Source organism: Bacillus sp. RHFS10, from assembly GCF_016757475.1.
In the GTDB taxonomy this organism is placed as follows: Bacteria; Bacillota; Bacilli; order Bacillales; family Bacillaceae; genus Bacillus; species Bacillus subtilis_G.
This window is the reverse complement of sequence record NZ_JAESPO010000002.1, coordinates 454,842-473,659: the sequence shown is the minus strand read 5'-3', so window position 1 is coordinate 473,659 and position 18,818 is coordinate 454,842. Positions and strand designations below refer to the sequence as shown.

The window sequence follows — 18,818 nt, the reverse complement described above, 5'->3', positions numbered from 1 at the left end:
GATTGTCCCAATAAAAATAAAGGAGTGGGGCATTTGGAAAGCAACAGCATTTCGGAAAAAGTAAAAGTCATTGCTGAAATTGCAAACGCCCATCAAGGAAAAGAGGAGAACCTCAAAGCACTGATCAAGGTTGCCGCAGAAAGCGGAGCAGATGGTGTGAAATTTCAGTGGTTCAAGTATGACCGTATTGCAACACCGTGTTTTTTTGCTTATGAGTCGTATATTGAGCTGTTTTTGAATGAAGATGTATGGAAAAATTGTGTCGCTTATGGAAAAAGACATGGATTAGAAATTTGGGTGGATATTTTCGATTCATGGGGGGCAGAGCTCTTTTTGCACCTGCAGCATGACATTGATGGCATAAAGCTTCCAACAACCATCCTTCAATCCACGGAAATCATGAAAACGATCGGTATGACCGAGAAGCCTGTACTCATTGGAGTTGGGGGATGGTACGAAGAAGAGATCGATCAGATGATGTCGCTTGTAAAACAACATATGGCAAATCAGCTCATTCTCATGCACGGATTTCAAGGGTATCCGACAAAATTAGAGGATATTAACCTAAAACGGATACAACATCTACAAAAAAGATACAAGGTTCAAATAGGATTTGCGGATCACATCGACGCAGATCATCCGCTTGCAGCCGACCTTCCTGTCTATGCATTTTTCTCAGGGGCAGCTGTTATCGAAAAACATATTACCCTAAATCGGGCAGCTAAAGGGTTTGATTATTATTCTTCACTAGAGCTGAACGAATTCAAAGTAATGACGGAAAAGCTCCAGCAGGCCCAAATTGCAGCTGGCTCACCTGAAGTAAATGAATCCGAAAGAAAGTATTTGTATGATTCATCATTACGTACAACAGCCAACCAGGATATAAAAAAAGGAGAAATCATTACACTGGATAAAACGAGCTACAAAAGATGCGGAAATGAGAATGCATTAATGCCTTTACAAGCCGAGGACGCATTTCCTCAAGTAGTAACTGCTGATTTATCGTTAAACCAGCCAATTACACCCAACGAAATAAAAAGTCCAAGAATTGCGATTGCAGTGATATGCCGGCTAAAATCGACTCGTTTGCCGAAAAAAGCGCTGCTCCCGATTTACGGTATTCCATCTGTTGAGCGCTGTTTAATCAATTGTCTGGCTGTCCCTTCTGTTCATGAAGTTGTGCTGGCAACGTCAAATCTTCCAGAAGACGATCCGCTTGAAGCTTTTACTCTAAACGGAAAGGTCAGAATCGTGAGAGACTCCCCCGAAAATGTGGCAGAAAGAATGCTTGAAGCCGCAGCGTTAACAAAAGCCGATATTATTATCCGGGTGACAGGTGATTGCCCGGCAGTTTCACCTGAAGTGCTTCAATATTTAATTGACCGGCACTTGCAAAAAGGAGCAGATTATACTCAGGAAATCTCAAGTTCAGCAGGAATATCCTGTAATGTCATTACTGTTGAAGCCCTTCAGCGGCTTGTGCAGCAGCCAAAACCATTAACCCATACAGAATACCTTTCTTTTTATTTTTTAAACAACCCTTCTCTATTTTACATCAATCAAGTCAGCCTGCCAGAAGAACTCGATTATCCATCTTGGCGTTTAACACTTGATGAACCTAAAGACTTAGAGTTGTTTGAACAAATATATCGAAACTTGGATGTCAAACACGAACCGCTCTATTTCAGCCGAATAAGGGATTATTTATCAGAAAACCGGCACGTTTCAAAAATAAATCAAGATGTGTCGACCAAATGGATCGATCAGACATCTCTAGTAGAAGAAATCAACAAAGCAACGCTGTTGCCATCAGAAAACAAATAACATCTCGCCAAAAAAACTGTGCATGAGTTCGGAATCATTCCGAAAGCGTGCATTTTAATTTCGATTGTCCACATCATCCCTAGTGTCTAAAAAAACACCCGATTGTCAGGAAAATCCTAACATTCCGGGTGCAGTTCTTATTTAATACAATTTCTTGCGTCTGTCTTCCTCAGTCAAAAATTCCACAAAACTCCGCATCGCAAACGGTTCTTCCTTAATCTGGCGCGTATAGGAGTCTTTCCGCTCTTCTGAAAGGATGTCGCTCTTTTTGATCCTGTTCAGCATATAGATGCGAACCGTTTTTTGGACCTGTTTATGCTGGTAGCCTGCTTCTTTGAAAAATGCCAATCCAAGCGCCGCCAGAAGGGCGAATATTCCTGCGCTGATCAAGGACTCCCTGTCTGCTGAAGCGTGAAATAGAAAAGCGACCAAATTAAAGAGAGAGAATGCTGCAAGCGGAAAAGCAAGAAAACGGTAAATGACGGTTTTCTTCATAAATGGCTGTACGGCCTTTTGAATTTTTTGCATTTCTGTTTTAATGAACCCCGGCATTTGTTCGACTCTGTAAAAGTTCATGTAATCCTCCCCCTTTATTTGATGTTGCAAAGCTTCACGAACGTTATCATATGTGTTATTTTAACGCAGGTGCAAGCTGGTTTTAAAGAAATCTGCCCGACTTTTCGGCGAAGAATCTGGAGCGCCGCTCTTTATTCTTTTAAAATGGGAGTGTTATAATTTGTAATGGGAATCAGATCGCTGTTAATCATGGAATACTAATGGCAATCTTCTTGATAAATATTGAATGAGCGGGGTTACAAATTGAGTATTTCTTCCATCCTTTTATCACTTTTTTTCATTTTGAATATTCTTTTGGCCATCATTGTCATTTTCAAAGAACGGCGCGATGCCAGCGCATCTTGGGCTTGGCTGCTTGTTCTTTTCTTTATTCCCGTTTTAGGCTTTATTTTATACTTATTATTCGGCCATAATCTCAGGCGCAAGCAATTGTTTCAATGGGAGGACCGAAAAAAGATCGGAATCGAAAAGCTGCTGAAGCATCAGCTTGAAGACTTAGAAACCAGGCAATTTCAGTTCAACAACCGGGCAACATTTGATAATAAAGATTTAATTTATATGCTTATTATGAATAATCATGCTGTGTTTACAGAGGATAATTCAGTTGACGTGATTACAGACGGCCGGGATAAGTTTCAGCGGCTGCTGCATGACATCTCAAAGGCTAAGGATCATATCCACTTACAATATTATATTTATAAAGGTGATGAATTAGGAAAAAAATTACGGGACGCTCTCATCCAAAAAGCGAAAGAAGGCGTTCAGGTCAGGGTGCTATATGATGAACTCGGGTCCAGAACACTGAGAAAAAAGTTTTTTAAAGAGCTCCGCGAAGCCGGCGGGCATGTGGAGGTCTTTTTCCCTTCAAAACTCAGGCCGATTAACTTGCGGCTGAATTATCGGAACCACCGAAAGCTTGTCATCGTAGACGGAGTGATCGGTTATGTCGGAGGATTTAACGTCGGAGATGAGTACCTCGGGCTTAATCCGAAATTCGGCTATTGGCGTGATACGCATATTCGGCTGCAAGGAACCGCCGTGCACGCCATCCAGACACGTTTCATCCTTGACTGGAATCAGGCTTCCCATCGCCATACGCTGACATATATTCCGAATCACTTTCCTGATCACGGCCCAAAAGGCAACGTCGGGATGCAGATTGTCACAAGCGGCCCGGATTCCGAATGGGAACAAATTAAAAACGGCTACATTAAAATGATTTCGAATGCCAAGCGTTCTATTTTAATTCAGACGCCTTATTTTATCCCTGACGCAAGCTTGCTCGATGCTTTAAGGATCGCGTGCCTGTCAGGCATTGATGTCAACATCATGATCCCGAACAAGCCTGATCATGCCTTTGTATACTGGGCGACACTTTCGTACATCGGCGATCTGTTGAAAGCCGGGGCCACTGTCTATATATATGATAACGGCTTTATCCACGCGAAAACCATCGTAGTGGATGACGAAATTGCATCAGTCGGGACAGCGAATATCGACGTTCGAAGCTTCAGGCTGAATTTTGAGGTTAATGCATTTATTTACGATATCTCCATTGCGAAAAAACTGGTTTCTACATTTAAAGAAGATTTGCTCGTATCCAGAAAATACACCTATGAAGAATACCTGCAGCGCCCCTTATGGATTCGAATGAAAGAATCCATCTCGCGGCTGTTGTCGCCGATTTTATAAGATGCGCCAAAACCCCGGCTTTTACGGCCGGGGTTTTTCCTGATAGTCACAGTAGATGATCATCGCTTCCCGCAAAAAAGCGGCAAGGCCATCTCCATATTGGTTGATCGAATCGGTAAATCGTTCGTCAGTGATATACACTTCTCCAAGCCCTCTGAAAATGTCTAGCGTGCAATCGTAATGATATTGACAAATATGGTCGCGAAATGCTCCCACAGCGGCCTGAACCTCTGCATCATCGGGACCGTGCTCCATTCGCGCCGCGATTCTCCTGTAAATCGAATCAAAGTCAGCCATGATCGTACGCCAATCGTCTGCCGAGTATGCGGATGTCTTCTTCTCTGTTTCTTCCGCGATGTCCTTTCCATAGAGCTTTCTGACTTCATCAGCGTATGTCTGCTGGTGCTCTTCAATGTCTTTTATGCTTAATCCGGCAAATAAATCCCACTTATTCATTTGTTCTCCTCCCTCAATGGACTGAATCGTCCTGTCAATCGTTTGAATCATCTCTTCCATTCTTTGTTTTTTCTTCATCAACATATCCTTTTGCGATTGAAGCGCTTCTTTCCGGTCAAAATTCGGATGATCCAGCAACTTTTTAATATCATCCAAACGAAAACCTATTTCCTTAAAAAATAAAATCTGCTGCAGTCTTTCTAGATCTGAATCACTGTATAAACGGTATCCCGCGTCAGTAACCGTTGAAGGATTAAGAAGCTGAATATCGTCATAGTGATGAAGAGTCCGAATGCTGACGTCCGCTATATCCGCCACTTGTTTGACCTGATATTTCATATTTGCCGCCTCCTCGTCTTTTATCGTAAACAATCACGCAGCGTCAGGGTCAACCCCAAAATTGTTAATTTTAATATACAAAACTTCTCACAAATAGTGTATAAAAGAAAAGTGAGTATTTTTTTTGTAAAGGGGAGCCAGTGTACATGAATCCTGAAACAATGAACAAAACCCTCGTTAGCATTTCGAAATGGGGGAAAGCAACAGGCATTTTATTTATTATTATGGGCGCTCTTACCGCGCTTTCAGGCGCGTTCTTTTTTCTAATCGGTGCCGTGCCAGGCGTACTGCAAATTATTGCTGGAATCTTTTTGATGCGGTCAGCTAAAGAAGCAGGACAAATGGCTGACCACAACAGCGGACAGTCTGAAGACTTAATGCTGGAGAATTACGCTAAGTTTGTGAAGATGCAAGGGATTTATTTAATCGTAAGCATTGCTGTATCTATTCTTGCGATTATCGCCTTCTTCGTCTTCTTAATGCTTGGGATTGCTGACGGCCTTTTCAGCGATTATGATACGTACAGCACTTATTAATCAGAAAAACCCGGAGGAAGCTCCGGGTTTCAGATTGTTGACAAAAACCTAAAACGGTTTAGTTTTAGGTTTTTGTCATCTTTTCAGCGTGGTTGAAAACCCTTGAAGTCTAGGAAAGGCGAGCATTGGAGCGGAGCGAATGTCCTAATTCGTGAGCACCAACGCACAGGCTTGACAACGAATGCAAGGGTTTGTCGACACGCTGAAACCCGGAGGAAGCTCCGGGTTTTTTATTATTATTCCGCTTCGCTTACCACTGTAAAGCGTTCATTTTTGTGTGCAGGATGTTCAAGCTCATCCACTGCAGCAATGGCATAATCCGCATAGCTGATATAGCTATCGCCTTTCGCGTTAACGATGACATTGTCTTTTCCTTTTTGATAAGAACCCGTCCGTTTTCCTGCCGGATCAAAAAATGCCGCAGGGCTGAGGAACGTCCATGAAACGGAGTCTGTCTGCTGCAAATCTTTCAGGTTCTCCCCTTGGTTTGATGCAGTCGGCACATATTCTTTCGGGAATTCCGGTGTATCCATTAAACGGGTTTTTTTCGCTTCATCAACAAACAGGCTTCCTGCTCCGCCAACGACAAGCAATCTTATGTTTTTCGCGTCCTTTAAGATGCTGATTAGTTTTCTGCCTGCCTCAACATGAAGATGTTCCTCACCAGCCGCAGCTCCAAAAGCGTTGACGACCGCATCGAAAGGCTTGATGTCTTCTGCAGTCAGTTCAAACACATCTTTCTCCAAAATCGCTATATCCTGTTCCTTCACTTTTGAAGCGTTTCGAACGATGGCAGTTACTTCATGCCCTCTTGTTTTCGCTTCTTTCAAAATCTCGTTCCCTGCTTTTCCGCTTGCACCGATAATTCCAATTTTCATTTTTCATGCCCTCCCTATTGTAACAATTTTAGTTACATGTTGGCGGTGAGAAGTCATCCCTTTTGATTAAAAGAGATGATTCATAACATCTTTTAATGACTTGCTTGCCAGTTCATTCTCCATCGCTTTTTGCACACTTTCAAAAGTTTCATCCAGTGCGTTCTGAATTTTTTTCCCTACCGGACAGTTCGGATTCGGGTTTTCATGAACCGCAAAGAGTTCATCTTGCTTTTGGACAGCCCGATATACTTCTAAAAGAGAAATATCAGCCGGATCTTTTTTGAGTCTTGCACCCGGCACCCCGGCGCGTGATGTGAGAATATCCGCTTTTTTCAGCAGGCTGATCATTCTTCGCACGACAACCGGATTGGTGTTGACGCTGCCAGCGATGATTTCTGAAGACTCTTTTTCATCCATCGAAATGAGGGATAAAATATGAATGGCAACAGCAAGACGGCTGTTAATCATGTTTTTCACCACCGTTGTAACTATAATAGTTACATTTGATTCGTTTGTCAACATCTAATATACACTAATTACGGGGTTCGTGTGCACCGTTTTTAGTCAATAGAACGGCCGGATGCACCCCGGCCGTGTCTTGTCAGAATAAGAAATATCTTTGTCCAAGCGGAACATAATCGACAGGCTGGCAAGACAGTTCCTCTCCGTCAGCAAAGACCTGATAGGTTTTTGGATCAACTTCGATCTTCGGCAAAGCTGAGTTCAATTTCATATCCAGCTTGCTCAGCTTTCTGATATTTTTGACAGGAGAAATTCTTTTTTCCAGCCCTAAACTTTCCGCCACACCCCGCTCAATGCTTGCCTGAGACATAAATGTAATGGATGTTGAACGGTTGGCTTTTCCGTATGACGCATACATTTGGCGCATAAATACCGGCTCAGGCGTCGGAATGGACGCGTTCGGATCTCCCATTTGCGCACGTGCAATCATGCCGCCCTTTAAGACAAGTTCCGGCTTAACGCCGAAAAATACCGGGTCCCACAAAACGAGATCAGCAAGCTTCCCTTTTTCCACCGAGCCGACTTCATGGCTGAGCCCGTGAGTAATTGCCGGATTAATCGTGTATTTGGCAATGTAGCGTTTTGCTCGCACATTGTCGTTTCCGTTTTCGCCAGCAAGAGCGCCGCGCTGTTTTTTCATTTTGTCGGCTACCTGCCACGTTCGGATGATCACTTCACCGACCCGCCCCATTGCTTGGGAATCCGATGATGTCATGCTGATCGCGCCGATATCATGGAGAATATCCTCTGCCGCAATGGTCGCAGCCCTGATTCTGGAATGGCTGAATGCCACATCTTCAGGCACTTTCGCATCTAAATGGTGGCAGACCATCATCATGTCAAGATGCTCCTCCATCGTATTAACAGTATAAGGAATGGTTGGCGTTGTGGATGACGGCAGAATGTTTGCGTAAGAGGCGAGTTTCATAATATCCGGAGCGTGGCCGCCGCCTGCTCCTTCAATGTGATAGGTATGAATGACCCGGTCCCCGATCGCGTCGAGCGTGTTTTCCAGGAAGCCCGCTTCGTTAATCGTATCGGTATGGATGGCGACTTGAATATCAGCCTCATCCACAACTTCCATACACGTTTTGATGGCGCTTGGCGTCGTGCCCCAGTCTTCATGAAGCTTAAGGCCGATGGCGCCTGCTTCCACCTGTTCGACCAGCGGCGCTTTATCGGATGCATTCCCTTTTCCTAAGAAGCCGACATTGATCGGAAACGCCTCGGCCGCTTCCAGCATCCTTGCCATATACCACGCGCCAGACGTACATGTTGTCGCTTTGCTTCCTGTAGCGGGTCCTGTCCCGCCTCCCAAAAGGGTCGTCACACCTGAAGAAAGCGCAACTTCCATCTGCTGAGGGCAAATAAAATGAATGTGCGTATCCACTCCTCCGGCTGTTAAGATTTTACCTTCACCGGAAATCACCTCTGTACCCGCGCCAATGACCATATGCGGATCGACTCCATCCATGATATCAGGGTTTCCGCTTTTTCCGACGCCGACAATCCGTCCGTCCTTAACACCGACATCCGCTTTAACAATGCCTGAGTAATCCAAGAGCACGACGTTGGTAATGACCAAATCCAAAGCGCCGTCTTTCCCTGTGATTCTGCCGTTTTGACCCATGCCGTCACGGATCGTTTTTCCGCCGCCAAAGACCATTTCTTCACCGTATACTGTGAAATCCTGTTCAACCTCGATCCATAAATCCGTATCGCCCAATCTGATTTTATCGCCCGTTGTCGGGCCAAACAGCTCCGCATATTGCTCCCGTGACATCTTCATCGGATTACACCCTCCATCCAGCCGGCTTGTTTTAAGTTGGCTAACGTCTTTTCTTTGCCGCGTCCATCGATATATGTATCGGCCATTCCGTTCAGTCCCCGTACTGTTTTTCGTCCGCTGAATTCAACAAGCGTGACGGTTTTCTCCTCACCTGGCTCAAAACGGACCGATGTGCCTGACGGAATGTCGATACGCATGCCGATGGTTTGTTCACGATCAAATGATAATGCACGATTGGCTTCCGCAAAATGAAAATGCGAGCCGACTTGAATGGAGCGTGATCCGGTGTTTTTCACCGTTACCTCCCGTGTCTGGCGGCCTTCGTTAATCGTAATCGTTCCCTCAGCAATTTGAAATGTTCCCGGCTTCATGACGTCACCTCCGCAGAAATCGGCTGGTGTACGGTGACAAGCTTTACTCCGTCAGGGAATGTGGCTTCCACCTGAATGCTGTCGAGCATCTCAGGCACACCCTCCATCACGTCTTTTTCCGTTAACACATGGCGGCCGGTTTCCATCAGCTCCGCCACTCTCTTTCCGTCACGTGCGCCTTCCATGATAAAGCAGGTGATATAAGCGGCGGCCTCGGGATAATTCAGCAGAACGCCGCGCTCCTTTCGCTGTTTGGCTAGTTCTCCCGCTGCAAAAATGAGCAATTTCTCTTGTTCAACCGGTGTCAGTTTCATCTGTAGTCCTCCTTCTTTTTTCATATAAAGCAGATGTGGTTACTACGAATTTACGGAACATGCAGGCGGGACATCACCTCCCTTACTTCAGCATAAAAATCATACAGTAAGATGCCTTTCAAAGCGGCGTGCCGTTTCTTCATCGGCCTTCCCATCATCAATAACCGTTCCCCTGTCGATCACATAAAGGTGGTCAGCACATGTTAACGCATTTTCCAGACTGTGCTCGACTAACATAACGGAAATGTCCTTTTTCCTGGCAATTTCCACGATAACTTGTCTGATTAGTTCGACAATTGACGGCTGGATTCCTTCCATTGGTTCATCAAGTAAAATAATTTTCGGATTTCCCATCAGCGCTCTGGCAATTGCAAGCTGCTGCTGCTGCCCTCCGCTTAAATCGCCGCCTTTGCGGTCAAGCATCTCCTTTAAAACGGGAAACCACTGAAAAATTTCTTCCTTGATCTGCCCCGTCCGCTTTTTCTTCGGAAGCGGCTCCTCCCCGAGCAGCAGGTTGTCACGAACGGTTAAGGAGGAAAAGATATCTCTTCCCTGCGGAACGTACGCAATCCCCGCTCTTGCCCGTGTTTCCGCCTTTTCGTTTTGAACAAACGTTTGATTAAAACAAATATCCCCCTGTTTAGCCGGAAGCAGGCCTATGATTGTTTTCAGCAAAGTGGATTTGCCGACTCCGTTTCGGCCTAATACAGCGACAATCTGCCCCGGACGGACGAACCATCATGCTGAGGCTGTGCAAAACCATCGATTGATCGTAACCGGACGTTACATTGCTGACGGTAATCATGACACACTTCTCCTTCCTAAATACACCGCTGCCACCTCTTCATTGCTTGTGATGTCATCCATCGACCCTTCACAAAGCACTTTGCCTTCATGCATGACCGTGACTTTTCTTGAAAACGAACGCACAAAATCCATATCGTGCTCGACAATCAGAACAGAGCACGTTTTCGCGATCTCTTCAAGCAAGGCTCCGGTTTTTTTCCGCTCCTTTCCCGTCATGCCGGCAATCGGTTCATCCAGCAGCAAAAGCTTTGGCTCCATGGCGAGCTGCATGCCGATTTCAAGCCATTGCTTCTGTCCGTGTGACAGGCTTCCGGCTGTTAGATCCCGTTTGTCATCTAACCCTATCAGCCTCAGGATGTCTATCATCTTGTCACTTTGCTCTTTTGTCATACGCGCTGTCAGCAATGAAAGAATCGTTTTTTTCTGTTTCATGGCAAGTTCGAGGTTTTCAAACACTGTCAGCCGCGTAAAGACACTCGGGGCCTGAAACTTTCTGGCGACCCCCAGTTTCGCGATCTGATATTCCCGAGTCTTTGTCAATTCATCCGCTTCCTGAAAAAGAACTTCACCCGAATGCGGCTTTGTTTTTCCGCAAATGATGTCCAGCAAAGTCGTTTTTCCGGCGCCGTTCGGCCCAATCAGAAAATGGATATCACGTTCCTGCACACTGATATCAGCGCCCCGCAAAGCCCAAAACCCGTCAAACTTAACCTTCACGTCACGGCAGGTAAGTATCGGTTTCATAAGCAGCCGCTCCTTTCTTTTTTGAGGAGGAAAGCTGGTTTATAAGCTTCTCGAACAGCCCGACAATCCCTTTTGGCATATAGAGCACGACGATGATAAACAGTGCGCCGAGGAAGTACAGCCAAATGTCAGGATAATATTCGCTTAAATAGCTTTTCATTCCGTTCGTTAGAAGTGCGCCAAGCACCGCCCCGAAAATGGAGTGCCTGCCGCCGATCGCCACCCACAGCACCATTTCCACCGAAGGAATGATGCCCATCATTTCCGGCGAGATCATCCCGTCCTGAAGCACAAACAGCATCCCGGCAATCCCGGCCATCGCAGCGGATACACAATAAATAAACACTTTAAAAACGGTGGAATGATACCCGAAAAAACGGACTCTGTTTTCTCCGTCGCGCACCGCCTGCAATAGCCGCCCAAAACGGCTTCTCGTCAGAAACAAAGCGAGCACGACAGAAGCACCGAGGAAAAAGAGTGCCGTAAAATACAAAATCCGCTTCATTGCGGGATCGGCCAGAGAATACTGGAAAATGGAATAGAAATTCGTGAGGCCATTCGTGCCGCCTGTGATTCCCTGGCTGCCGATGAACAATGTGACAACCACCACAACAACAGCCTGAGAGATCAACGAAAAATAAACGCCCTTTATGTTGTTGCGGAAGGTAAAGTAACCGAGTAAAAAGGCCAGAAAGACAGGCACAGTGACTGCCGCGGCAATCGCAGCTAAAGGGTTCCTGAACATTGCCCAGATCCACGGCAGTTCAGTGACCCCTGTCCACTCCATAAAGTCAGGAATGCCTGACGGCGAGGCTTCTATTTTTAAATACATAGCCATGCAGTAAGCACCCAATCCGAAAAAGACGCCATGTCCCAAACTCAAAATGCCTGTATATCCCCAAATCAGGCAAATGCCGACCGCTACAATCGCAAAGCACAAAAACTTTGCCAACAGCCCTAATCGAAACTCCTGCAGCAAGAACGGAGCGGCGATAAGAAGAGCAAACATCACCAGATACGGACTGAATTGTGAAAACCGCTTCATCCGGTTCCCTCCTAATCAAGTAATCTCGTTCTGACACTCGCAAGACCTGAAGGCCGCCATTGCAGAAAGAGAATAATAAATGCAAACACGACAACCTTGGCAATCGTAGCACTTGTGGAATACTCAACGAATGTGCTCAGCAAACCGACGGCCACCGCGCCTATAATGGTGCCTTTCAATTTTCCGATTCCTCCTAAAATAACGATCATGAAAGCATCGACTAGGTAAGATGAACCGAGAGTAGGCCCAATTGAGCCAAGCAATGTGAGTGAACTCCCCGCGATACCGGCCAGCCCGCTTCCGAGCGCGAAAGCCAACGTATCGGTTTTTCTCACAGATACGCCGAGACACGATGCCATGCTCCGGTTCAGCGTGACAGCCTGCATCCGCCGCCCCGCAGAGGTTTTAAATAAATAGAAACCGAGCAGCGCCAGCGTAAAAAAAACGAGCGCCAAAATAAACAGCCTTTTATACGGAAAGGTGACGGAAAACAGCGTCACCCCACCCGTCAGCCACTCAGGAGACTTGACGGCCACATTCGGCGCGCCAAAAATCGATCTGGCCGCCTGCTGCAGAATCAAGCTCACTCCCCACGTCGCCAAAAGGCTGTCGAGCGGACGGTCATATAATCGCCTGACGATCACTTTTTCAATGACAATCCCAATAAGCGCCGCAACCGCAAACGCCATGATGATTGCGATTAAAAAATAGTAAGAAAACAGGGAAGCCGGCAAATAGCTGATAAATAGCTGCTGAACGACATATGTCGTGTAGGCTCCTGCCATAATCAGCTCACCGTGCGCCATATTAATAATGTTCATCAAACCGAATGTAACGGCCAACCCAATCGCAATGAGAATCAAAATAGAACCGAGACTGATCCCGTTAAATAATTGAGTCATGACGACAGACATGTTCCGCTTCCTCTCCCGCAAACGGCTTTGATTTATTTAGATAACCCCTTTGCCCAATCGTACGATTTTAAATACGGATCAGGTTTTACCGGGTCACCTGAGTTCCATACTTCTTTAAACTGTCCATCCCCCGTGATTTGCCCGATTCTGACCGTTTTGTACAGATGCTGTGTATCTCCGTCGATTTTCACTGTGCCGCCCGGGGCTTTGAATGCAATCCCGTCAGCCGCTTTCTTCACCTTATCGACATCAAAGGACTTCGCTTTTTCAACAGCTGCTGCCCAGAGATAGACCGCATTATAGCCAGCTTCAATCGGGTCGCTCGTCACCCTGTTATCGCCGTTCATCTTTTTATAGTTCTTCACGAATGTTTGATTTTCGCTCGTATTGGTTGTCTGAAAGTAATTCCACACCGCATAATGTCCTTTTAGCACATCAGGGCCGATCCCCCGAATTTCTTCCTCAGCGACACTTGCCGACATCACAGGCATATCGTCAGCCGAGATGCCCGCATCTTTCAGCTGTTTGAAAAACGCCACGTTGCTGTCGCCGTTTAATGTATTAAAAATGACATCAGGCTGTTTTTCTTTGATTTTGCTGACGAGCGTACTGTAGTTCGTGTGGCCGAGCGGCGTATACTCTTCACCGGCAATTTCTCCTCCGGCCGCTTTCACCTGCGCTTTAATGATTTTATTGGCTGTTCTCGGGAATACGTAATCTGATCCGATCAGAAAGAACTTCTTACCTTTATTCTTCAGCAGCCAATCAACAGCCGGAACAATTTGCTGATTCGTCGTTGCTCCGGTATAAAAAATATGAGGTGATGACTCCATTCCCTCGTACTGCACCGGATAGAACAGCAGCCCGTTGTTTTGCTCCACAACCGGAAGCATGGCTTTGCGGCTCGCTGATGTCCATCCGCCAAAAATAGCAGCGGCTTTATCCTGCTGAAGCAGTTTTCTCATTTTTTCCGCATAAACAGGCCAGTCTGAAGCGCCGTCTTCCACGACGGGTTCAAGCTTTTTGCCGAGAACTCCGCCTTTTTGGTTGATTTCTTGAATCGCCATTAACTCCGCATCATGTACGGACACTTCGCTGATCGCCATAGTTCCGCTTAACGAGTGAAGAATCCCAACCTTCACTGAATCACCGCTTGTGTCGATATCAACTGTTTTTTTCGCATCCCCGCTGGCTTCCGACACTTTCTTCGGCGCAGCGCATCCCGTCATCAGAACCATGAGCAGAAACAACAGAAAAACAACCTGTATTCCAACCCCTTTGTTTTTCATTCAAAACCTCCCTTTTGTGATTCCACTAGCTTATGTAACAAAAGTTAACATCTTATGTCATCATTATATAGAAGAGAGCCAATATTTCATATAATATTTTAAAAATTTAGATACTTTAACCAAATCGACTGCTTTTTTTGTTACATTTATTAACACATCCAAACAAGCGCACAAAAAAAGGCAAGAAACATATCGTTTCCCGCCTCTTCCGTACGATTAATCTTTATTGAATTTATCCTTCGCTTCCCCGATATCCTTTTGGATCTCGCCTTTTGCCTTATCTTTTTTGCCTTCAGCCTGCATATCCGCTTTATCGGTCATATCTCCGACTTTATCCTTCGCTTCTCCTTTGGCTTTATTGAAGCCGCCTTTCATTTTATCTTTTACACTATCGTTACCCATGTTGATTCTCTCCCTTCATATCTGTGTACTTGTTACCTTCCCGATCTAAGAGGCGGTAAACATTTGAATGTTAATTATCGATCTCATAGCGCTCTCCGTAGCGAAGCACCTTATAAATCGCCAGCCCGTCTGATGTCTTTTTCTCAGAATATCGAACCGGCAGCAGGGCGAAGAACACATAATACGTAGAAAAATAGACAAACTGATAGAAAAACAAATTCGGTTTTAATACACTGTGTATAATCAGCAAATTGACCGCGAAAATCGTTATCAGGTTAAACAGGCTGCCCCCGGCATACACGAGTGCATGTGAGAACCGATTGTCGGTTTTCAGCTCACCAAACCTGCAAAAAGAATCGATGAAATAAATCGCTCTGATCCGTATCGGCCCAATCTTAAACAGCGTTTTGCCCATCCCAATATCCAATGATCCTTTTCCGCCAAAAATTAAAGCCATAAAGCTGTGCCCTGAAACATGTATGATCTGTACAAGCGGCAGAACAATGAGGAAAGACCATAAAAACTTCACAATATCATTGAAACCAAACATCGAATTCCCCCCTCACGCTTGTCAATGACTCAGGCACCTTCTGAACCCGGCCATGTTAAGTTGTTCAAAAGCATATGTAGCGATTTTTCCTGTTTCGTCCGGAAATAAACGTTGCGATACTCTCCTTTTTTTGTATATAAAAAAACCATCTGGCAGCAGATGGTTTCGTCTTACACTTGATATAAACAGTCGTTCCTTTGGATCATCTCTCTCATGCTGACCGCTTTTTCATAAAAATACACCGCTTCTTTGTATTGTTCACGATGACTGCAATAGGCGGCAGCATCCAAAGCGAATTCTTCAATATATACATACAGGGATTTTTCTTCCATATAGTCAAATACTTCTTGAATCATATCTACATTGACACATTCCACATATAAAGCCTGCAGAAATTTATATTTTGCCAGACTGAAGAAATCGTTTCGTTTTTGAGCGATGGCAATCCCTTTTTCATAGTACCGCGTCGCGGCTTGGGCATCTTCTTTTTTGAAAAGAACGCGAGTCAGGCTGAAGAGCGCTTTCGGAAGCTGTTCCAGCTGATGCTCCTCAAAGACAGGCAGCGCTTTTTCAAAGTATGCCGCAGCTTGATCCAGCTCGCCTTTATCGTCATAGCAATTCCCCATATTGTAGAGGGCAGATCCGATCAAACGGGGCTGTCCTTCCAATAAAGCCAGGCGATACGCGTCATCCAAATGCTCAAGCGCCTTTTCATAATTTCTGTAGTCAATGTAGTTTCCTGATATCACGAAATGGCATTGAATTCTTCTGACTCTGTAAAAATCGTGATCCTTGTATGTCTCAAGCGCCTGTATGGCATGGTTCATGGAAAAGTGTGTCTGCTTCATGACATAAAAAACTTCAGCCACTTTAAAATGATATTCCGCTCTTTCAATTTCATCTTCCACAAACGCAAGCATCTTTTCAGCTTTCCGATAAAAGGATATGGCTGAAATATAATTGTTCTGTTCAAATTCGTACATTCCTCTGAACAAGTGAAAATAATACTCAGATAACCCGGAGATGCTGTTCTGATTGCTTTCCAGCGTTTTGATCAATTCACGATATTGAAGCTGAGATTCCTCGTGCAGGTCAGGTTTTACATAATCCAGCATAATTTGGTGACGGTAACTGATCAGCTGGTAATACAGCAGAAGCAGCTGATCCTCTTCCATATGTTCGATGTTCTGATCAATCTCTTTCTTCAGCTTAACGGCATCAGCCACTTGAAATGCTAAAATGTGCTTATACCACTTATTGATTTTCACTCCTACTTGAGATGACGGGATCTCGTACGCGGCCATGCCCCTCCAACCCTTTCTATTTTCTAATTGGTTATATTTTATCATAATGTATGGCATTGGAATTAAAAATTCTTACAATGATTCCTTCTTTATGCCTATCCTTATATATTTCGGTGTTTGTAACTATTTTTTGCCCTTGGACTCTTATAAAAAAAGCTTACCGGACAGTGCCGATAAGCTTTTTACATGAAATTTAGCCGCCAATATAAGACATTTCCACTTTCTTTTTGCCTAATGCTTTTGATAGAGTACGATCGACCGAATACTGATCGATCCGATTTTTCCATACTGTGCCGATCATCTCCGCCAGTTCGTCATCACTTAACTCCTGCCGTACCGGCGCTCTGAGGTCAAACCCGCCTGCAGCGAATAAGCAGGTAAACAGCTCCCCTCTCGCAGAAAGACGGGCCCTGTTGCATGATCCGCAGAACGCATCAGATACAGATGATATGACGCCGATTTCCCCTGATCCGTCCAAGTAGCGGAATCTGGAAGCCACTTCGCCTATATAATTAGGCGCTATCGGTTCTACCGGCATGTGTTCATTGATCAAATCAATGATTTCCGCCTTTGTCATGACGTCCTTCTTTTCCCATTGGTTGGTGTTCCCAACATCCATAAATTCGATGAATCTCAGGATATGCCCTTTTTCTTTAAAATAACGCGCCATAGGCATTATATCTTTTTCATTGACGCCCTTTTGGACGACCATGTTGATTTTAACACCGAGCCCCGCTTGCTTCGCCGCTTCAATGCCTTCAAGCACCTTGCTGACAGAAACCCCGCGCCCGTTTATCTTTTTAAACCGTTCGTCCTCTAAGGAATCAAGGCTGATCGTGACCCTTTTCAGCCCGGCTTCCTTGAGCCTCTCCGCATAAACAGGCAGCAGTGATCCATTTGTCGTCATCGCAATATCACGGACACCCGGAATACGGGCCAGTTTTTTGATTAATTCGGGCATATCCTTTCTCATGAGAGGCTCTCCGCCGGTTAAGCGGATTTTTTCAACGCCGAACCTTGTGACAAACAGCGTCGCAAGCCGTTCCAGCTCCTCAAATGAAAGCAGTTCCTCTTTCTTTAAAAAAGGATAATCCGGGCCGAATAATTCGGCGGGCATACAGTACGTGCATCGGAAGTTGCAGCGGTCTGTAACAGAAATGCGAAGGTCTCTCAGCGGCCTGTTCCTTTTATCCAACATCTGACGCGATTCTGTATTCATAGCTACAGCCCCTTCCTATCCCCCGATTCTCTCAGGGTGTGTATATACATTAAATGATCCGTTTCTGACGAATCCGATCGCTGTGATATTTAATTCTTCCGCCATTTGAATCGCAAGCTCCGTCGGGGCCGATTTGGAAATCACAATCGACACGCCGATTTTTGCCGCTTTTAACAGGACTTCTGATGAGATTCTGCCGCTAAACACAATCAGTTTGTCGCGGACAGATATCCCGTTCAGCAGGCAGTGTCCGTATAATTTATCAAGCGCGTTGTGCCGGCCGATATCTGCGCGCATCAGGAGCAGCTTCTCTGTGTCGCAAAGCGCCGCATTGTGGACGCCTCCCGTATCCTGAAACGTTTCGCTCCCTTTCTGTAAATCTTTCATAAGCGCCAGACATGCTTCAGGCGATATTTTCATTTGGCTGACAGCCGTTTTTGCGGTTTTGACATCCTGCTGAAAATAAAAATGGCGGCCCTTTCCGCAGCATGAGCCGATCACCCGTTTTGTATAATCCTTTTGATCCAATGCCTCAGGATGAATGAGATCGACATAAACAAAACCGAGACTTTCATCTATTGTAAACCTTTTAATCTCTTTTTGAAATCGTATAACACCCTCTGATGCGAGAAATCCGATGACAAGCTCTTTGATATGCTCCGGCGTACAAACGAGTGTCACAAATTCACTCCCGTTCAGTATCACTGTCAAAGGATATTCCGTCACTATCCGGTCTTCAATTTTGCTTATTTCCCCTTGTTCATAGCGCCATACATCCCTGACCGCAGTTAGTTTATCATTCAATTTCTCTTCCCCTCCGCAATGTTCCTGCCTTTATATTTTTTCATAATCCCCGGATTTTGTCGAATTCTGAGACATAAAAAGAGCCCTCTGTATAAAGGGCTTTCACAGGATGTGATGACGGCGGTGTTAGGCAGGACGCCTAAGGATTTAGCCGCCGTTCGTTTCATAACACGTGAGCACCAAGGTGCATTGACAATAATGCGGGGTTTGTCGACACGCTGAGAGCCCTCTATATAAAGGGCTCTATGTTTGATTATGCTGATTCTTTTTCACGATCACAAACAGCACAACAGCTGCGATCAAGGTGAGAATGCTGACAAAAAAGAAGGCTGCCAGTTTTAGAAAAACACCGAGCAAGACAAACGCCACGGCGGCTATAAGAAAAATCATTCCTAATAATCTCATATGTTCAACCCCTTTTAAGGGTATCTTTCCCGCACAGA

The 18,818-nt window shown here is 45.2% G+C and carries 20 protein-coding genes and 1 pseudogene; 3 read left to right on the top strand and 18 right to left on the bottom strand.

Going from position 1 to position 18,818, the window contains the following annotated elements; translation table 11 throughout:
* Window positions 1–33: 33 nt before the first annotated feature.
* The gene (locus JMN17_RS09075) at window positions 34–1,824 is read left to right on the top strand and encodes an N-acetylneuraminate synthase family protein (protein WP_087992666.1); all 1,791 of its coding nucleotides are present in this window, start codon (window positions 34–36) and stop codon (window positions 1,822–1,824) included.
* A 141-nt stretch (window positions 1,825–1,965) separates the two neighbouring features.
* On the opposite strand, the gene JMN17_RS09070 is transcribed toward JMN17_RS09075, so the two are convergent.
* Window positions 1,966–2,400 carry a DUF5392 family protein gene (locus JMN17_RS09070; protein ID WP_087992667.1) on the bottom strand — a complete coding sequence of 145 codons (435 nt, stop codon included), beginning with the start codon at window positions 2,398–2,400 and terminating at the stop codon, window positions 1,966–1,968.
* 243 nt (window positions 2,401–2,643) lie between these two features.
* Between JMN17_RS09070 and cls the strand changes: the two genes are divergently transcribed.
* Window positions 2,644–4,092: a cardiolipin synthase gene (gene cls, locus JMN17_RS09065; protein WP_087992668.1), complete on the top strand. Its 1,449-nt coding sequence runs from the start codon at window positions 2,644–2,646 to the stop codon at window positions 4,090–4,092.
* A 21-nt stretch (window positions 4,093–4,113) separates the two neighbouring features.
* On the opposite strand, the gene JMN17_RS09060 is transcribed toward cls, so the two are convergent.
* Window positions 4,114–4,887 (bottom strand): MerR family transcriptional regulator, encoded by a 774-nt coding sequence (locus tag JMN17_RS09060; RefSeq protein ID WP_202327927.1) that lies wholly within the window; start codon window positions 4,885–4,887, stop codon window positions 4,114–4,116.
* A 146-nt stretch (window positions 4,888–5,033) separates the two neighbouring features.
* Here JMN17_RS09060 and JMN17_RS09055 point away from each other — a divergent pair, with 146 nt between their 5' ends.
* Window positions 5,034–5,423 (top strand): DUF5362 family protein, encoded by a 390-nt coding sequence (locus tag JMN17_RS09055; protein ID WP_087992670.1) that lies wholly within the window; start codon window positions 5,034–5,036, stop codon window positions 5,421–5,423.
* 236 nt (window positions 5,424–5,659) lie between these two features.
* On the opposite strand, the gene JMN17_RS09050 is transcribed toward JMN17_RS09055, so the two are convergent.
* The 16 genes and pseudogenes from JMN17_RS09050 to JMN17_RS08975 form a co-directional block, all read right to left on the bottom strand.
* Window positions 5,660–6,301: an NAD(P)-dependent oxidoreductase gene (locus JMN17_RS09050; RefSeq protein ID WP_202327926.1), complete on the bottom strand. Its 642-nt coding sequence runs from the start codon at window positions 6,299–6,301 to the stop codon at window positions 5,660–5,662.
* A 66-nt stretch (window positions 6,302–6,367) separates the two neighbouring features.
* Entirely contained in the window at window positions 6,368–6,769 is a 402-nt protein-coding gene (locus JMN17_RS09045) for an Rrf2 family transcriptional regulator (RefSeq protein ID WP_087992672.1), read from the bottom strand.
* A gap of 133 nt (window positions 6,770–6,902) precedes the next feature.
* On the bottom strand, window positions 6,903–8,612 hold the full coding sequence (gene ureC / locus JMN17_RS09040; RefSeq protein ID WP_087992673.1) for an urease subunit alpha: 1,710 nt from the start codon (window positions 8,610–8,612) through the stop codon (window positions 6,903–6,905).
* Window positions 8,609–8,983: an urease subunit beta gene (gene ureB, locus JMN17_RS09035; protein WP_087992674.1), complete on the bottom strand. Its 375-nt coding sequence runs from the start codon at window positions 8,981–8,983 to the stop codon at window positions 8,609–8,611. Before ureB ends, ureC begins: the two co-directional genes overlap by 4 nt.
* Complete coding sequence (gene ureA / locus JMN17_RS09030) at window positions 8,980–9,297, bottom strand: urease subunit gamma (RefSeq protein ID WP_087992675.1); 318 nt, start codon at window positions 9,295–9,297, stop codon at window positions 8,980–8,982. Before ureA ends, ureB begins: the two co-directional genes overlap by 4 nt.
* A 99-nt stretch (window positions 9,298–9,396) precedes the next feature.
* Window positions 9,397–10,102 (bottom strand): annotated as a pseudogene (gene urtE, locus JMN17_RS09025) (urea ABC transporter ATP-binding subunit UrtE).
* Window positions 10,099–10,848 (bottom strand): urea ABC transporter ATP-binding protein UrtD, encoded by a 750-nt coding sequence (gene urtD / locus JMN17_RS09020; RefSeq protein WP_202327925.1) that lies wholly within the window; start codon window positions 10,846–10,848, stop codon window positions 10,099–10,101. Before urtD ends, urtE begins: the two are co-directional and overlap by 4 nt.
* A complete protein-coding gene (urtC, locus tag JMN17_RS09015) occupies window positions 10,823–11,893 on the bottom strand; it encodes an urea ABC transporter permease subunit UrtC (protein ID WP_087992678.1) in 1,071 nt (356 codons plus the stop codon). The genes urtD and urtC overlap by 26 nt, the downstream gene beginning before the upstream one ends.
* An 11-nt stretch (window positions 11,894–11,904) precedes the next feature.
* Window positions 11,905–12,807, bottom strand: a complete 903-nt coding sequence (gene urtB / locus JMN17_RS09010; protein ID WP_087992679.1) for an urea ABC transporter permease subunit UrtB — start codon at window positions 12,805–12,807, stop codon at window positions 11,905–11,907.
* A gap of 32 nt (window positions 12,808–12,839) precedes the next feature.
* Window positions 12,840–14,096 (bottom strand): urea ABC transporter substrate-binding protein, encoded by a 1,257-nt coding sequence (gene urtA / locus JMN17_RS09005; RefSeq protein WP_087992680.1) that lies wholly within the window; start codon window positions 14,094–14,096, stop codon window positions 12,840–12,842.
* A gap of 216 nt (window positions 14,097–14,312) precedes the next feature.
* The gene (locus tag JMN17_RS09000) at window positions 14,313–14,498 is read right to left on the bottom strand and encodes a CsbD family protein (protein WP_087992681.1); all 186 of its coding nucleotides are present in this window, start codon (window positions 14,496–14,498) and stop codon (window positions 14,313–14,315) included.
* 70 nt (window positions 14,499–14,568) lie between these two features.
* Window positions 14,569–15,048, bottom strand: a complete 480-nt coding sequence (locus JMN17_RS08995; RefSeq protein WP_087992682.1) for a hypothetical protein — start codon at window positions 15,046–15,048, stop codon at window positions 14,569–14,571.
* A gap of 170 nt (window positions 15,049–15,218) precedes the next feature.
* Window positions 15,219–16,352, bottom strand: a complete 1,134-nt coding sequence (locus tag JMN17_RS08990; protein ID WP_087992683.1) for a response regulator aspartate phosphatase — start codon at window positions 16,350–16,352, stop codon at window positions 15,219–15,221.
* Window positions 16,353–16,545: 193 nt separating this feature from the next.
* Window positions 16,546–17,571 carry a GTP 3',8-cyclase MoaA gene (moaA, locus tag JMN17_RS08985; protein ID WP_202327924.1) on the bottom strand — a complete coding sequence of 342 codons (1,026 nt, stop codon included), beginning with the start codon at window positions 17,569–17,571 and terminating at the stop codon, window positions 16,546–16,548.
* A 15-nt stretch (window positions 17,572–17,586) separates the two neighbouring features.
* A complete protein-coding gene (fdhD, locus tag JMN17_RS08980; RefSeq protein WP_087992685.1) occupies window positions 17,587–18,375 on the bottom strand; it encodes a formate dehydrogenase accessory sulfurtransferase FdhD in 789 nt (262 codons plus the stop codon).
* A 243-nt stretch (window positions 18,376–18,618) separates the two neighbouring features.
* Entirely contained in the window at window positions 18,619–18,780 is a 162-nt protein-coding gene (locus JMN17_RS08975; protein WP_087992686.1) for a hypothetical protein, read from the bottom strand.
* Window positions 18,781–18,818: the final 38 nt, after the last annotated feature.

Coding starts and splice junctions, on each gene's coding strand:
- urtC (WP_087992678.1), bottom strand. CDS start 11,893: ATGAAGCGGTTTTCACAATTCAGTCCGTATCTGGTGATGTTTGCTCTT.
- urtB (WP_087992679.1), bottom strand. CDS start 12,807: ATGTCTGTCGTCATGACTCAATTATTTAACGGGATCAGTCTCGGTTCT.
- ureB (WP_087992674.1), bottom strand. CDS start 8,983: ATGAAGCCGGGAACATTTCAAATTGCTGAGGGAACGATTACGATTAAC.
- JMN17_RS09050 (WP_202327926.1), bottom strand. CDS start 6,301: ATGAAAATTGGAATTATCGGTGCAAGCGGAAAAGCAGGGAACGAGATT.
- moaA (WP_202327924.1), bottom strand. CDS start 17,571: ATGAATACAGAATCGCGTCAGATGTTGGATAAAAGGAACAGGCCGCTG.
- JMN17_RS08990 (WP_087992683.1), bottom strand. CDS start 16,352: ATGGCCGCGTACGAGATCCCGTCATCTCAAGTAGGAGTGAAAATCAAT.
- urtD (WP_202327925.1), bottom strand. CDS start 10,848: ATGAAACCGATACTTACCTGCCGTGACGTGAAGGTTAAGTTTGACGGG.
- JMN17_RS09070 (WP_087992667.1), bottom strand. CDS start 2,400: ATGAACTTTTACAGAGTCGAACAAATGCCGGGGTTCATTAAAACAGAA.
- JMN17_RS09055 (WP_087992670.1), top strand. CDS start 5,034: ATGAATCCTGAAACAATGAACAAAACCCTCGTTAGCATTTCGAAATGG.
- ureC (WP_087992673.1), bottom strand. CDS start 8,612: ATGAAGATGTCACGGGAGCAATATGCGGAGCTGTTTGGCCCGACAACG.
- JMN17_RS09045 (WP_087992672.1), bottom strand. CDS start 6,769: ATGATTAACAGCCGTCTTGCTGTTGCCATTCATATTTTATCCCTCATT.
- JMN17_RS08975 (WP_087992686.1), bottom strand. CDS start 18,780: ATGAGATTATTAGGAATGATTTTTCTTATAGCCGCCGTGGCGTTTGTC.
- JMN17_RS08995 (WP_087992682.1), bottom strand. CDS start 15,048: ATGTTTGGTTTCAATGATATTGTGAAGTTTTTATGGTCTTTCCTCATT.
- ureA (WP_087992675.1), bottom strand. CDS start 9,297: ATGAAACTGACACCGGTTGAACAAGAGAAATTGCTCATTTTTGCAGCG.
- JMN17_RS09060 (WP_202327927.1), bottom strand. CDS start 4,887: ATGAAATATCAGGTCAAACAAGTGGCGGATATAGCGGACGTCAGCATT.
- urtA (WP_087992680.1), bottom strand. CDS start 14,096: ATGAAAAACAAAGGGGTTGGAATACAGGTTGTTTTTCTGTTGTTTCTG.
- JMN17_RS09000 (WP_087992681.1), bottom strand. CDS start 14,498: ATGGGTAACGATAGTGTAAAAGATAAAATGAAAGGCGGCTTCAATAAA.